At 68.7% G+C, this 13,995-nt stretch carries 14 protein-coding genes and 1 pseudogene; 8 read left to right on the plus strand and 7 right to left on the minus strand.

The genetic code is table 11. From position 1 onward, the window contains the following. Window positions 1–47: 47 nt before the first annotated feature. From ectB to mtnA, 7 genes are all read left to right on the plus strand, one after another. Window positions 48–1,316: a diaminobutyrate--2-oxoglutarate transaminase gene (ectB, locus tag J4H86_RS17680; RefSeq protein ID WP_236538896.1), complete on the plus strand. Its 1,269-nt coding sequence runs from the start codon at window positions 48–50 to the stop codon at window positions 1,314–1,316. 97 nt (window positions 1,317–1,413) lie between these two features. Further along, the gene (locus tag J4H86_RS17685) at window positions 1,414–1,806 is read left to right on the plus strand and encodes an ectoine synthase (RefSeq protein WP_236538898.1); all 393 of its coding nucleotides are present in this window, start codon (window positions 1,414–1,416) and stop codon (window positions 1,804–1,806) included. A 677-nt stretch (window positions 1,807–2,483) separates the two neighbouring features. Next, window positions 2,484–3,395, plus strand: coding sequence for an ectoine/hydroxyectoine ABC transporter substrate-binding protein EhuB (ehuB, locus tag J4H86_RS17690; RefSeq protein WP_236538899.1), 912 nt, complete (start codon window positions 2,484–2,486; stop codon window positions 3,393–3,395). A 172-nt stretch (window positions 3,396–3,567) separates the two neighbouring features. After that, window positions 3,568–4,338 carry an ectoine/hydroxyectoine ABC transporter permease subunit EhuC gene (gene ehuC / locus J4H86_RS17695; RefSeq protein ID WP_236538901.1) on the plus strand — a complete coding sequence of 257 codons (771 nt, stop codon included), beginning with the start codon at window positions 3,568–3,570 and terminating at the stop codon, window positions 4,336–4,338. Further along, window positions 4,338–4,976, plus strand: coding sequence for an ectoine/hydroxyectoine ABC transporter permease subunit EhuD (gene ehuD / locus J4H86_RS17700; protein WP_236538903.1), 639 nt, complete (start codon window positions 4,338–4,340; stop codon window positions 4,974–4,976). Before ehuC ends, ehuD begins: the two co-directional genes overlap by 1 nt. Continuing rightward, the gene (gene ehuA / locus J4H86_RS17705; protein WP_236538905.1) at window positions 4,963–5,778 is read left to right on the plus strand and encodes an ectoine/hydroxyectoine ABC transporter ATP-binding protein EhuA; all 816 of its coding nucleotides are present in this window, start codon (window positions 4,963–4,965) and stop codon (window positions 5,776–5,778) included. Before ehuD ends, ehuA begins: the two co-directional genes overlap by 14 nt. Window positions 5,779–5,993: 215 nt before the next feature. Continuing rightward, window positions 5,994–7,013, plus strand: coding sequence for an S-methyl-5-thioribose-1-phosphate isomerase (gene mtnA / locus J4H86_RS17710; RefSeq protein WP_236538907.1), 1,020 nt, complete (start codon window positions 5,994–5,996; stop codon window positions 7,011–7,013). Between the two features lie 71 nt (window positions 7,014–7,084). Here mtnA and J4H86_RS17715 read toward each other — a convergent pair whose 3' ends face one another. The 7 genes and pseudogenes from J4H86_RS17715 to J4H86_RS17745 form a co-directional block, all read right to left on the minus strand. Continuing rightward, on the minus strand, window positions 7,085–7,813 hold the full coding sequence (locus tag J4H86_RS17715; protein ID WP_236538909.1) for a hypothetical protein: 729 nt from the start codon (window positions 7,811–7,813) through the stop codon (window positions 7,085–7,087). 786 nt (window positions 7,814–8,599) lie between these two features. Further along, window positions 8,600–9,445, minus strand: a complete 846-nt coding sequence (locus J4H86_RS17720) for an ABC transporter permease (protein ID WP_236538911.1) — start codon at window positions 9,443–9,445, stop codon at window positions 8,600–8,602. Beyond that, window positions 9,445–10,434, minus strand: a complete 990-nt coding sequence (locus tag J4H86_RS17725) for an ATP-binding cassette domain-containing protein (RefSeq protein ID WP_236544079.1) — start codon at window positions 10,432–10,434, stop codon at window positions 9,445–9,447. Before J4H86_RS17725 ends, J4H86_RS17720 begins: the two co-directional genes overlap by 1 nt. Window positions 10,435–10,905: 471 nt before the next feature. Further along, the gene (locus J4H86_RS17730) at window positions 10,906–11,136 is read right to left on the minus strand and encodes a hypothetical protein (RefSeq protein ID WP_236538912.1); all 231 of its coding nucleotides are present in this window, start codon (window positions 11,134–11,136) and stop codon (window positions 10,906–10,908) included. A gap of 247 nt (window positions 11,137–11,383) precedes the next feature. Continuing rightward, the gene (locus tag J4H86_RS17735) at window positions 11,384–12,379 is read right to left on the minus strand and encodes a dihydrolipoyl dehydrogenase family protein (protein ID WP_236538914.1); all 996 of its coding nucleotides are present in this window, start codon (window positions 12,377–12,379) and stop codon (window positions 11,384–11,386) included. 253 nt (window positions 12,380–12,632) lie between these two features. Beyond that, window positions 12,633–12,767, minus strand: a pseudogene (locus J4H86_RS27470) (hypothetical protein); the annotation flags it as partial. 117 nt (window positions 12,768–12,884) lie between these two features. Continuing rightward, a complete protein-coding gene (locus J4H86_RS17745) occupies window positions 12,885–13,178 on the minus strand; it encodes a 4a-hydroxytetrahydrobiopterin dehydratase (protein ID WP_236538916.1) in 294 nt (97 codons plus the stop codon). 226 nt (window positions 13,179–13,404) lie between these two features. On the opposite strand from J4H86_RS17745, the gene J4H86_RS17750 reads away from it, so the two are divergent. Then, a complete protein-coding gene (locus J4H86_RS17750; RefSeq protein ID WP_236538918.1) occupies window positions 13,405–13,806 on the plus strand; it encodes a DUF3592 domain-containing protein in 402 nt (133 codons plus the stop codon). The last annotated feature ends 189 nt before the right edge of the window (window positions 13,807–13,995 follow it).

Consider the following 13,995-nt stretch of genomic DNA (forward strand, 5'->3'; position numbering starts at 1 on the left):
CGTGTCATCACCCAAAACCCTGGGAAAGGGCCACAAGGTTCATCACCATGGAGATCTTCGAACGGCTGGAATCAGAAGTCCGCAGCTACTGTCGCGGTTGGCCAGCCGTCTTCACCGAGGCGCGCGGCAGCCAGATCCAGGATGAGTCGGGGCGTTCCTACCTTGACTTCTTCGCGGGGGCCGGGACCCTCAACTACGGACACAACAACCCGGCACTGAAACGAAAACTCATCGAGTACCTGGAGCGCGACGGGATCACCCACACCCTGGACGCCTACAGCGGCGCCAAGGCGGAGTTCCTGGGTACGTTCGAGGAGACGATCCTCGCGCCGCGCGGACTCGACTACAAGGTGCAGTTCCCGGGACCGTCCGGGAACAACGCGGTGGAGGCCGCGCTGAAGCTCGCCCGGAAGTACACGGGGCGCGAGACCGTCGTCAGCTTCACCAACGCCTTCCACGGCATGACCCTCGGTGCGCTGGCCGTGACCGGCAACTCCATGAAGCGTGGCGGCGCGGGTGTGCCCCTCAGCCACTCCGCGACGATGCCGTTCGACAACTACTTGGACGGTCAGACGCCTGACTTCCTGTGGCTGCGCAGCCTGCTGGAGGACAGCGGCAGCGGCCTGGACAAGCCGGCCGCCGTCATCGTGGAGACCGTCCAGGGTGAGGGAGGCGTCAACGTCGCCAGCACCGAGTGGCTGCGGGGGCTCGCCGATCTCTGCCGTGAGCACGACATCCTGCTCATCGCCGACGACATCCAGATGGGGTGTGGGCGCACCGGTTCGTTCTTCAGCTTCGAGGACGCCGGCATCGCGCCCGACATCGTGACGCTGTCCAAGTCGATCAGTGGGTACGGTCTGCCGCTGGCGTTGACCCTGATGCGCCGCGAGCTGGACGTCTGGGAGCCCGGAGAGCACAACGGCACCTTCCGGGGCCCCAACCCGTCGTTCGTCACGGCCACGGCCGCGCTGGACACCTACTGGCGGGACGACCAACTCCAGCGGGAGACGGCCGCGAAGGGGGCCCTGGTGGAGGAGCGCCTGAAAGCGATCGCCACCGCGCACGGTGACGTGGTCGCCGACGTGCGGGGACGGGGTCTGGCCCGCGGCATCGTCTTCGAACGCCCCGAGGTCGCCGGTGCGGCGTGCTCTGAGGCGTTCCAGCGTGGACTGCTGCTGGAGACCTCCGGTCCCGAGGACGAAGTGGTGAAGCTGCTGCCGCCGCTCACCACCACGAACGCGGAGCTGGAGCGCGGTCTGGACATCCTTGGCGAGTCCGTCACCGCGGCCCTCGCCAGCACGCTCCAACCGGCATAGCATCCCTGTCGGCAGAGCATCCGAGGGACAGCGTCCCGCCCACCAGCGTTCGCTGGTCCAGTCGCCATCCGGCCCAGCACTGAGTAAGGAACCACCCGTGATTGTTCGCAGCCTGGACGAAGTCGACGGCACCGACCGCGACGTACAGAGCGAGACCTGGCGCAGCCGCCGCGTCATCCTGGCCAAGGAGGGGGTCGGCTTCTCCTTCCACGAGACCGTGCTCTACGCCGGCACCGAGACCACGATGTGGTACGCCAACCACATCGAACTCGTGCACTGCGTCGAAGGCGAGGCCGAGCTCACCAATGAGGAGACCGGGGAGGTGCACCACATCGTTCCGGGCACCCTCTATCTCCTGAACGGGCACGAGCGGCACACGGTACGTCCCAAGTCGGACTTCCGTGTGCTCTGCGTCTTCAACCCGCCGGTCACCGGCCGCGAGGTACACGACGAGAACGGCGTCTACCCCTTGGTGACGGAGGACAGCTAAGCCCTCCCTCCCCGGGCCGGCGAGCATCGGTCCTGGGCGAGGAGATTGACGGTGGTCGTGTGTGGGGCGGGTGGGGGTCCACCCGCCCCACTGTCATGCGGACATCCCCGCGCGCGCCACGTCCGGTGTCCGACAATTCTTTGTCGCACCGTCGACCTAATGTGGTGCGCGACGGCGCCGGTGTCGCAATCACGCGCGAGGCGTCGTGATCTGTCGCGCCCGCTGGGTTCCCGCGCCCGCGGGCTATTCGTCCCGGCCGGACGACCAGCGAGTCCGTAACAGCGGGACGACGCAAAGTCCGATGCCCCGACTCCGTCGTCGCGGCCACATCGCCGGTTTTTCGGGATTTTCGTCGGCGATGGTCGTGACCAGCCCGTTCGGTGAAATGGAAGCGCGACTCCCCAAGTGTCGGGCGACAACGCAATGTCATCCGTCACTCACCCCACCAATGCCGCCTGATTGGCGCACAACGCAACTCTTGGGCGCAACTTGAATGACGATCAGATTTCGATACATGAGATATCGACCGAAGTGAGATACATTGCGTCCTGATGAGGTCGCAAAACGAAGGAGATCCCGCGGCTCGAGAAGAACGACACATCTTCCACTTTCGCGGCGTTTCGTCGTCCACACGTCAGTGTGCGGCGCGCCGTCGGCTTGTGACGTGAGGAGAAGAGATGAAGCCATCGAGGACCAGACTGGTGCGCCGCCGGGACTTCCTCTATCGCGCCGGCGGCGTCGGCCTGGTCGCGGTCACCGGACCGGTGCTGCTGTCGGCGTGCTCCCGATCCGAGAACGGTGAGGAGGGGCCCCTCACCCTGGAGCGCCTCCAGGAGCAGGGCTACATCCGGGCCGGGATCGCCAACGAGCAGCCCTACGGGTTCGTCGACGACGCGGGGGAGCTGACCGGTGAGTCCCCCGAACTCGCCAAGGCCATCTTCGCCGAGCTCGGTATCGACGAGGTCCGAGCCGACCCGGTGGCGTGGGACGGGCTGATCCCGGGACTCACCTCCGACCGCTTCGACTTCGTGGCGGCGGGCATGTCGATCATCCCGGACCGGTGCTCGGAGGTCGCCTTCTCCAACCCGGAGTACCAGGGACAGACCGCGTTCATGGTCCCCGTCGGCAACCCGGAGGGTATCGAGACCTTCGAGGACGTCGCCGGGAACTCCGACATCACGCTGTGCGTCCTGAACGCGGCGGTGGAGCAGACCTTCGCCGAGGAACTCGGTGTCCCCAGTGGTCAGTTGGAGGCCGTGGACGACCAGGTGACGGCGTTCGAGTTCCTGGAGTCCGGCCGGGTGGACGCGATCGCGCTGACCAACATCTCGTTGAACTGGATGCTGCAGGAGCGCGAGGCCGAGGACGAGTTCGAGGTCACCGATGGATACACGCCGGTGATCGACGGTGAGGAGCAGATCGGCGCCGGAGGGTTCGCCTTCCGACAGGAGGACACCGAGATCGTGGAGGCCGTCAACGGGGTACTGGCGGACTTCCAGGAGAGCGGTCGCCTGCTGGAGATCATCGAGCCGTTCGGGTTCACCGAGGACAACCTCCCCGGCGACCTGACCGTCGACGACCTGTGCTGACCGCGGTCGGGGCCGCGCCGGCGACGGGGTCGTGACCGCACCACCACGCGGTGTGTCCACGCTGGTGGACCCGACGGACCCGACCCACCCCGGCGACGCCCCGTCCGTCCCCCAATCCTCCCTGGCAATCCTCTCCGTCCCCCAACGCATCGAGAGAGCGAGGTGACGGCCCGTGGACGTGGTTCTGTGGGCGCAGACGGCCTGGGACTGGGCCGTCGGCGCCGTCGAGTTCATCGGGACACGATTCCCGAGCTACCTGGAAGGCGCCAAGTTCACCGTCCTGGCGACACTGGGCGGGGCCGCGCTCGGCTTCGTGCTCGCCATGGTCATCGGCATCGCCGGGACCACGCGCAGTCGCGCGCTGCGTGCGGTCGCCACGGTGTACACCGAGACCTTCCGCGGTGTGTCGGCGCTGGTGTTGATGTTCTGGGCGGCGTTCGCCATCCCGAACGTCACCTCGTTCACCTTCGAGCCGTTGACGGCGGGAATCGTCGCGCTCGGCGTGAACATCGGAGCCTACGGCGCGGAGGTCGTCCGGGCCGCGATCAACGCCGTGCCCCGGTCCCAGGTCGAGGCCACCATCGCGCTGAACATGACGTGGACGCGCCGCATGTGGTCGGTCATCCTGCCGCAGGCCTGGGCGCAGATGCTCCCCACGTTCGGCAACCTGGTCATCGAGTTGATGAAGGCGACGGCGGTGATCTCGCTGATCGGCGTCACCGACATCATGTGGTCGGCCGACCTGGCCCGGAGCAGCACCTTCGAGACGGTCTACGCCTACGGCTGGGCCCTGGTCATGTACTTCGTCTTCGCCCAGATCCTGGTCTTCCTGATGCGCCTGCTGGAACGGCACGCCAACCGACGGCTGGGCCGCGCCTCGGGAACGGGGTTCTGGTCGCTGCTGCGACCGCCCTCCATCACGACGGCGGGAGGTGCGCGCTGATGGTGTGGGACTGGGAGTTCACCGGACAGGTCCTGCCCGACCTGGCCTCCGGCCTGTGGGTCACCGTGCAGGCGACCGTCTTCGGTTACGCCATCGCACTCGTCCTCGGCCTGGCGGTCGCGCTCCTGCGCCGTCTGCCGGTGATCGGGACCCTGGTGTTCGCCGTCTTCGAGTTCATCCGCTCCACCCCGCTGCTGGTGCAGCTCGTCTTCGTCTTCTTCCTCGTTCCCGGTGCGGTGGCACCGCTCACCGTTGGGATCCTCGTCCTGGGCGTGCACTACTCCGCCTACACCGCGGAGGTCTACCGTTCGGGAATCGAGGGAGTGCAGAAGGGGCAGTGGGAAGCCTGCCGCGCGCTGAGCCTGCCAGCGCACCGCGTCTGGGGAGCGGTCATCCTGCCCCAGGCGATCCGCAAGGTCATCCCGCCGCTGGGCAACTACCTGATCGCGATGTTCAAGGACACCCCGCTGTTGTTCGCGATCGCGGTCCCGGAGCTGTTGTCCCAGGCGCAGCGGGTAGGCGGACAGTACTTCCGGGTGTTCGAGGCGATGACGATGGTGGGTCTGCTCTTTATCCTGGTGAGCGTCCCATCGGCGATACTCATTCGACGATTGGAGCGACGCTATGCAGCCGTCTGACGCGGCGTCCGAGGCCGCCGCCGGGGGCGCCGAGCCCCTGATCCGGTTCGAGTCGGTCGTCAAGCGATTCGGCGAGCTCACCGTGCTCGACCACCTCGACTTCTCCGTCGACGCCGGGGAGCGCGTCACCCTGATCGGCCCCAGTGGGTCGGGGAAGACCACCATCCTCCGGCTGCTGATGACGTTGGAGCGGGTCACCGACGGCGTCATCTGGCTCGCGGGGGAGCCGTTCAGCCACATGCGGCGCGGCGAGGCCCTCGTCGCGGCCAGCGAGCCGCACCTGCGTGCCCACCGCAAGCGGATCGGCATGGTGTTCCAACAGTTCAACCTGTTCCCGAACATGACCGTGCGCAAGAACATCACCGAGGCGCCGGTGCACGTCCTGGGAGCGAACAAGGACGCCGCCAACGAGCAGGCGGTGGAGCTGTTGGAACTGGTGGGGCTGGCGGACAAGGTCGACGCGCACCCGACCCAACTGTCGGGCGGTCAACAACAACGCGTCGCGATCGCCCGCGCGCTGGCGATGCGGCCCGAGATCCTCCTCCTGGACGAGGTCACCTCGGCCCTGGACCCGGAACTCGTGGGCGGGGTCCTGGACGTGCTGCGCGACATCGCCCAGTCGACGAACGTCACCATGCTCATCGTGACGCACGAGATGGGCTTCGCCCGGGACGTGTCGAACCGGGTGCTGATGTTCGACAAGGGGCGCATCGTCGAGGAGGGGCCACCGGACCAGATCTTCGGCGACCCGCACGAGGAACGGACCAGGGGTTTCCTGCGGGCGGTCCTCGAGTCGGAGTGAGTGGCCGTTCTCCTCGGTGAGGGGGTTCCCTTCCGGCGCTGGCCGCGGAAGGAACCCCCGCCCTGCCACACTCGCCTCACGGACGCCCCCTCGGGCGCGCTTCGGTCCGGAACAGACTCGCCGCGGGGGCCGGCCCGTGGTCCGTCCTCGCGGTGGGCACCCCTGACCCTCTCCGTGGTGTCCGGCGGTTGCCGCCCCTGATCTACCGTGGGTGCATGAACGAGCGCACTGTCGAATGGACCGGCACCGGTCTACGTCTGCTTGACCAGACCAAGCTCCCCGGGAAGATCGAGTACCTGTCGATCGAGACCGTGGACCAGCTCGTCGACGCGATCGCGCGGCTCGTCGTGCGCGGCGCCCCGGCCATCGGGGCGGCCGGGGCGTACGGGGTCGCGTTGGCGCTCCTCGAAGCCGAACGGGAGGGATGGTCGGAGGAACGGCGCGAGGAGGCGATCGATCGGATCCGCGACGCCCGTCCGACCGCCGTGAACCTCGCCTGGGCCGTGGACCGGGTTCGCCCCGCGGTCGCCCAGGGGGTCACCGCGGTGTCGGCGCTCGCGGAGGAGATCGCCCGTGCCGACGCCGCGGCGAACCGCCGGATCGGACACAACGGCGCCGACTGGCTGGCCGAGCGGCTGGGGACGGACCGACCCCTGCGCGTTCTCACCCACTGCAACACCGGCGCTCTGGCCACCACCGAGTGGGGGACCGCGTTGGGCATCGTCCGCGAACTGAACCAGCGGGGACGGCTGGAGTCGGTCCACGTCGACGAGACGCGTCCCCTGCTGCAGGGATCCCGCCTGACCGCGTGGGAGCTCGACCGGGAGGGCATCCAGCACTGGATCCAGCCGGACGGCGCCGCCGCGAGCACCATCATGTCCGGTCGGGTGGACGCCGCGATCGTGGGCGCGGACCGGATCGCCGGGAACGGCGACACCGCCAACAAGATCGGCACCCTCGGGGTGGGCCTCGCCTGCGCCGAGGCCGGGATTCCCTTCGTCGTCGCGGCGCCGACGAGCACCGTCGACCTGGCCACGACGTCGGGGGAGCGGATCGAGATCGAGCTACGCGGCGAGGATGAGGTCCTGGAGTTGGCCGGGATCCGGGTCGCCCCCGTGGGGTCTCCGGGATTCAACCCCGCCTTCGACGTGACACCCGCCCGCTTCGTCACCGCGCTGGTGACCGAGGAGCGGGTGTACGAGGTGGCGAAGGGCGACACTCCGGCCGGGAACTGAGAACGGCGGACGTCGGAGCCGCGTGACGGGACGCCGCGGGGTCGGGGCCGCGGCCCCTCAGAACGCGGTGACTACCACCAGCAGATCCACCGAGGACAACCGTCGTCCTCGTCCTCGTCGCCCTCTTCGTCCTCGCGTTCGCCGGGCTGCGGTGGACGTTCCCCGACACGCTCGTTGGACTCACCCGGTGCCTCGGTCTCCGGGGAGTCGACGTCGTCCTCGGGGGTCGGTGAGGTGGAGCCGCCGCCCCCGTCTCCGCCGCTACCGCTCTGGCCGTCCCCGGAGGACGCGCTGTTCGTCGAACTCTGGCCGCCGCTGTTGGACGTGTCCCCGTCGTCCACGTTTCCCGCGGCGTCGTCCTCGTCGGAGGTCGTGTCCCCGTCGGCGTCGTCCGCCTCCGGGGTCGACTCGTCCTCGTCAGCGGAGGGAGAGGACAACGGCGGTCCGGCCGCACCTCCGGAGAAGGGGTTCTCGTCGTCCTCCGCGGGGGAGTCGGCGGCGACCTCCTCCCCGTCCGGGCCGGGCTGAAGCCACACGACGCCACCGACGATCAGGCCGAGGGCGAGGGCCCCGGCCACGAGAACGGGGGCCAGCGGGATCCGGCGCCGCTTGGTTGGCTGGGCGTGGCGACCGCGAACGGGCCCGTTGGGCTCGTTCGGCTCGTCGTCGACGTCGGGGTAGGTGAAACTGCCGAGGGTTTGGTCGGAGGGGCTCCGTGACGCACTGGCGGCCCCGAAGGACTCTGTCGCGGAGGATCGATCATCGAATCCCGCGACGTCCGGGTCGTCGCTGCGTGACATGGGAAACTCCAATGAAGGCGGTGACTTCCAGGTCTGGGGGATCGAAACGGTATGGATACCGCAAAGGTGATCAATGGTGTCGGATGGGTGTGACAGTGACAAGCGACCTCACGCTGTGTGACTGAATCTCGTGCATTCTGCCGCACTTTTTGTCAGCGGGAATCCCCCTGTGCGCGGGCGGTCCGTCAACCAGGAAGAACACACCGAGAAACGCAGGCGGGGTGTCGGTCCAATGGCGGGAATTCCACCTGGTGTGGGAATGGGTGACCGACGAAAAGGGTGGTGAGGACCGCTCAGCCGACAGCGGCGCTCAGCGGTGCGAGTCCACGGCCGTCGCGGTTGGAGTGGAGCGTATTTCCTGGTCTCGGGCGTCCTCCTCACTGCTGCCCCGGCGTGGGCGGCGCGCCCTCGCGGGGTGAGGTGAGGAGGGGGATGAACAGCGAGAACACGACACGTGTATCTTTCGTGCCCGTCCGTGTTCCCCTGGCCGGTTGCGGCCAGGGGGGAAATCGGGGGTGCTGCGGAGAGTGAGGGCGGTGTGGCGCCGGAGTCGACCGCGCGGCGTGTTCTTCCCGTGTCCCGGTGTTGGGGGCCGGGCACGGCCGTGCGGCGGCGCCCAAGGGGCACCGCCGCACGGTTCTCGCCACAGTGGGCTCCGCCGGGCCGGCCCGCACCGCGAAGCGTCGCCCCTGGGCCACTGCCCGCGCGTGAGCCCCAGGACCAGCGGTGACCGAGCGGTCGAGACGCGGACCTCGACCGTCGGCCGTGGGGCCCACGCGCGGGGGCCTACTTGCGGTTGTAGAGCCACATGGTGAGTGATCCGAAGACGCCGATGCTCACCGCCCCCGCGACGGCCACCCACATCAGCGCGCCGGCGTCGGGCGTCCCCGCCATCACCGATCGGATCGCGGTCGTCAGGTTCGTGATCGGGTTGACGTCCACGAAGGCCCGCAGCCAGCTCGGCATGGTCCCGGGATCGACGAAGATGTTGCTCAGGAAGCTCAGCGGGAAGATCAGCATCATGCTGATCCCCATGACCGCCTTCTCACTCCGGGCGAAGAGCCCGACGCTGGTCCAGATCCAGGAGATGGAGAAGGCGAACACGAGCAGCAGGGCCACCCCGGCAAGCACGCCGAGCACGCCCCCCTCCGGCCGGAAACCGATGAGCAACCCCACCACCAGGATCACGGCGGACCCCAGGGCGTAGCGCATCAGGTCGCCCAGGAGGTAGCCGACCATGGGGGCGGGCCGCCAGATCGGGAGGGTCCGGAACCGGTCGAAGACCCCCTTCCGGATGTCCTCGTTCACCGAGACGCCGGTGTACATGGTGGTCATGACGATACTCATCACCATGATGCCGGGCAGGAGGTCCTGGATGTAGTCCCCGGTCGATCCCGCCAGCGCCCCACCGAACAGGAAGGTGAACATCAACGTCATCATGATCGGGAACAGGGTGACGTCGAAGAGCTGCTCGGGGACGTGCTTGATCTTCAGGACCGCGCGCCAGCCGAAGGCGAGGGACGCCGCCGCGGCGGACGGGCGCGGCGGGTGCTCCCCCGTGCCCAGGACGGCTTCGAGGCTGGTGGTGGACGGGCTCTTCGTCGGCTCCGTGGCGGTCTGCGTCGCGGCCATCAGGCGGCCTCCTCTTCCGTCGCTTCGGTCGCGGGGTGATCGGTCAGGGCGAGGAAGACCTCGTCCAGGCTGGGTTGGCCGAGCGCGAAGTTGTCCACGATGATTCCGGCGCTGGTCAATGAGGCCAGCGCGTGCGCCGCACGGTCGGAGGGCAACGCGTCACCGGTGAGCCGCGCGGTCAGGGCCAGCGGGTCGGAGTCGGTGTGGACCTCCGCGTCCAGAGCCTCGTGGAGGACGCGCCGCGCCTCCTCCCGTTGGGCGACCTCGCGGATCCGGACCTGGACCGACCCCGTTCCCACGGACGCCTTCAGCTCGCCCGGGGTGCCTTCGGCGATCACCCGTCCGTGGTCGATGACGGCGATCCGTGCGGCGAGCTGGTCCGCCTCGTCGAGGTACTGCGTGGTGAGCAGCACCGTGGTTCCCTGGGCGACGATGATCCGGATGATGTCCCAGACCTGGTTGCGGCTGCGGGGGTCGAGACCGGTGGTCGGCTCGTCCAGGAACAGCAGTGAGGGAGGACGGATGATGCTGGCGCCGATGTCCAGACGCCGCCGCATGCCTCCGGAGTAGTTCTTCACCTGGCGGTCGGCCGCGTCGGTCAGGCCGAACGCGTCCAGTAGGCGTTCGCCCCGTGCGCGTGCGGCCGCCTTGCGGTGACCGATGAGCCGGCCGAGCAGGGTCAGGTTCTCGATCCCGGTGAGGTCCTCGTCGAGCGACGCGTACTGACCGGTCAGGCTGACCTTGTTGCGAACCAGTTCCGGGTTTCGCCGCACGTCGTGGCCCAGCACGTGCGCCTGGCCACCGTCTGGGGACAGCAGCGTCGCGAGCATCTTCACGGCCGTGGTCTTCCCCGCGCCGTTCGGGCCCAGGACGCCGTACACCTGTCCGGTCGGGACGGCGAGGTCGAGGCCGTCGACGGCACGGTTCTTCCCGAACTGCTTCACCAGCCCTTTGGCGTCGATCGCCAGGTCGGTGGTCCCACGCTCCATCACGTTGTTGCCCCCTTGGCACTGTTCTGTGGTGCGAACGTCTGCGCCACCACAAACTAGGACTTCAAGAATGATTGAAGTCAAAAAGTGATGACATCGGAATATCGCACACAGGTACGACAAAACCCGCGAATGCCGCATGGACGTAACAGTGCCGTGGGTCGATCGCTTCCCGGTCCCCGGTGAATTCTTGGGAACGGATCGACATCCGCGGTGGGACAGCGCTGGCGAGCGATTCGCCATGTCACGTGAACAGCCGGTCGTGGCGTCACCGTGACGCGCGGCCACCCACATCGTCCCGACCCGCCCGCTGAGCGGACTGTCGGGGGTCGACGCGAGGGGGCGACCAGGACGTGGCGTGGGGGAGCACGATGGATCACCTGGATGCCACGCCGTGGCCGTGCGGTGGTGCCTCTCGGGGGGGAGAGAAAGGGGCTGAAACGGGGCGGGGCGCGGTGGCCCGACGGAGAACTAGATAGCGGTCGGCTCGGGGATGCGCTCGGTGCGCCAGACCCAGTTCCCGCTGGGCTCCGTCATTCGACGCTGGACCTTGTCGACGTCGTCCAGCCGGATGCTGAACTCCGACTGCCAGAAGCCGGCGGCGCGCTTCTCCAGGTGCAGGATGTCGGTGTCGACGCGCATCCGTACTGCCTGAACCGTTTCGACGGAGCCGTCGTTCTTGCGCAGGCGGAAGGTAGGCATGGGAGCTCCCCAGATCGCTTGATTCGTGTCGGCTGGCGCGCGGGCGCGAGCGCAGAGGCATCCTGAGCCGATGAGGGGAAGGTGCAGGTTGGCCGCGCAGGGACCGTCGCGAGCGGCGCCGGACAGAATTCTATCCGCCTTACGAATTGCCTCGGGGCGCCGGGGGAGGTTTCTCCCCCAAGTCGATCACATGTCCCATAACTGCGGAGATGACGCGGTCACTGTGGGGCGTCACGATCGCCGCACCTTATGCGGAGTCGGTGCCCAACCGTTCCAACGCGTCGCCGATCGCGCGGTGGAACGTGGGGAAGGCGAACGGCAGGTGCCGTAGCGTCGCCACCGGTGTCCGCGCGTGCACCGCGACGGCGAGCGCGGAGAGGACCTCGCCACCCCACGGGCCCACCGACGTCGCGCCCACCAGCACGTCGCGTTCGGTGTCGGCGACCAGTTTGATCACTCCGGCGTTGCCGACCTCGTGGATCCACCCCCGCGAGCTTTCGGGAACCTGGGTGGTACTGGTGCGAACCGCCAAACCCTGTTCCCGTGCCTGGGCCTCGGTCAGTCCGACCGAGCCCACCTCAGGATCGGTGAAAGTCACGTGCGGGATCGCGTGGTACTCGGCCTCGGGGCCGTCGATCCCGAGGATGTCCCGCGCGGCGATGTCCGCCTGGTACATCGAGACGTGGGTGAACTGGCCGCGCCCTGTGATGTCACCCACGGCGTAGATCCCGTCCGCGACCCGCATACGACCGTCGGGATCCAGGAAACGCGCCCCAGGGTCCAGACCGACGGTGTCCAACCCCAGACCGCCGAGATTGGTGCGCCGACCGGTAGAGACGAGGAGTCGGTCGGCCCGCACCGTCTCGTCGGGGAGATGGAGGGTGAACTCCTGCCCGTCCCAGGTGACCTCGGTGACGCGGGCGCCTGTGCGCACGTCGATGCCGTCCTCCGCGCAGGCACGGGTGACGATCGCCTGGGCCTCCGGCTCCTCGACTCCGAGGAGTGAGGGGCCCGCCTCGACGATGGTGACCCGGGTTCCGAACCGGGCGAAGGCCTGTCCCAGCTCCACGCCGATCGCCCCACCGCCCAGCACGGCCAGCGAGAGGGGGGCGCGTTCCGCGGTGAGCGCCTCTCGGTTGGTCCAGAACGGTGTGTCCCGCAGCCCCTCGACGGGCGGGACCGCGGGCGCGGTTCCCGTGTTGAGGACGATCGCGCGGCGGGCCGCGAAGTCGGTGTCGCCCACACGTACGGTGCCGGGCCCCGTGAGACGGCCGTGTCCCCGGACGAACCTGCCCCCCGGTGCTCTCGAACCGTTCGACCGCCGCGGTGTCGTCCCACCCGTCGGTGGCCTCGTCGCGGATGCGTTTCGCCACGGGTCCCAGGTTCGGTGAGACGTCACTCGCCCCGGCGAGGACGTTCACCCGCCGGCCCTCCGCCAGAGAGTTGGCCGCCCGGATCATCATCTTGCTGGGAATGCACCCGTAGTAGGGGCACTCCCCGCCCAGGAGGCGTGCCTCCACGCCGACTACGCTGAGTCCCTCCGTGGCCAGCCGGCCCGCCAAGGCCTCTCCGCCTGGCCCCATGCCGATGACGACCACGTCCACGGTCTCCGTCATGATGTGACCCCCCATCGGCACTGTGCTACCCGCTGACGTGACCGTGCTATCCCCCGGGGGGACATGAGTGTGCCGGGCGTCCCCACCGGTGCGTACGGAGGTCCGTGGGTGTGGTGTCGGAGCGGCGGTTACTCACCGGCCGCGAGCGCGGAGTTCACGGCCGCGGCGAGGTGCAGGTCGCTCGCGGGTGATGCCCCCTGCGTCGTGCGTGGTGCTGGTGACCGTCACCCGGTTGTAGTCGTGGACGGCGATGTCGGGGTGGTGGTTGCGCTGGTTGGCGACGTAGGCCACGACGTTGGCGAGCTGCATGGCGCCGCTGAAGCCCTTCACCTGCCAGGAGCGCACGAGGGTGTCGCCGTCGCGACTCCAGCCGTGCAGGGCGGCGAGTTCGTTGTCGACGGTCTGTGGGTCGAGGAGTTGGGCCACGGAGTCCTCCAGGTGGTGAATGGGCGGCGCGAACGTCGGCAGTGTCGCAGATCCACCGCTCCGGGGCACGCATCTGGCGTTCCGACGACGCCGCGGCCGGTTGGGGAGCCGTGGCGGGGCTACAGTCATGGGTTGGGAGCGGGGCTCGACCCCGGCCTTCCGTTCGGCGGGAGTGCGACGGAGTTCGTCGTCGGACATCGCTGGAGTCGACAGGAGATCCGCTGTCATGGCCGTGCTCTATCCACTGATCCCCCTGCTCGCCGGGGGCGGGATCCTCTGGTGGGCCCTGCGGGAGTCCGGCGTGCGTACGCGGGGAAGCACCCGGGCGCTGCGGGCCGACGCCGAGGTCGTGGGCTACGCGGAGACCGGCAGGTCCTCACGGATGATCATCGAGTTCCGCACGGGTGACGGTGTGGACGTGCGGACCACGCACAGCAGTACGGGCTGGTCCGCGGCTCGTCGCGGCGAGCGTGTGGTGGTGGCCTATGACCGGGAGGATCCCGAACGCGCCCACATCGTCGAGGGCCCCTGGCTCAGCCAGTGGACGCCCCGTCTCCTCGTCGGAACCGCGGTGGCGCTGATCCTCGTGGGCGCGGTGCTCGCCTACCTCGCCTGGAGCCCGGCGTGAGCCTGACGGCGGTCCGCCCCAGCCCGGAGGGCGGGTCATAGGCGGCGAGCCGCGGACCATCACTGACCGAGGCCGAACGAGTCACCCGGAGCGCGACCGCGGTGTCCTCCCTTCTTGCCCCGGGGCGGGGTGACTGGCCCTCACGGTGGAGACCGAGACCCGTCACTCCGTCCAGGAGACGGTTCGCAC

It is taken from the genome of Spiractinospora alimapuensis (assembly GCF_018437505.1).
GTDB lineage: Bacteria > Actinomycetota > Actinomycetes > Streptosporangiales > Streptosporangiaceae > Spiractinospora > Spiractinospora alimapuensis.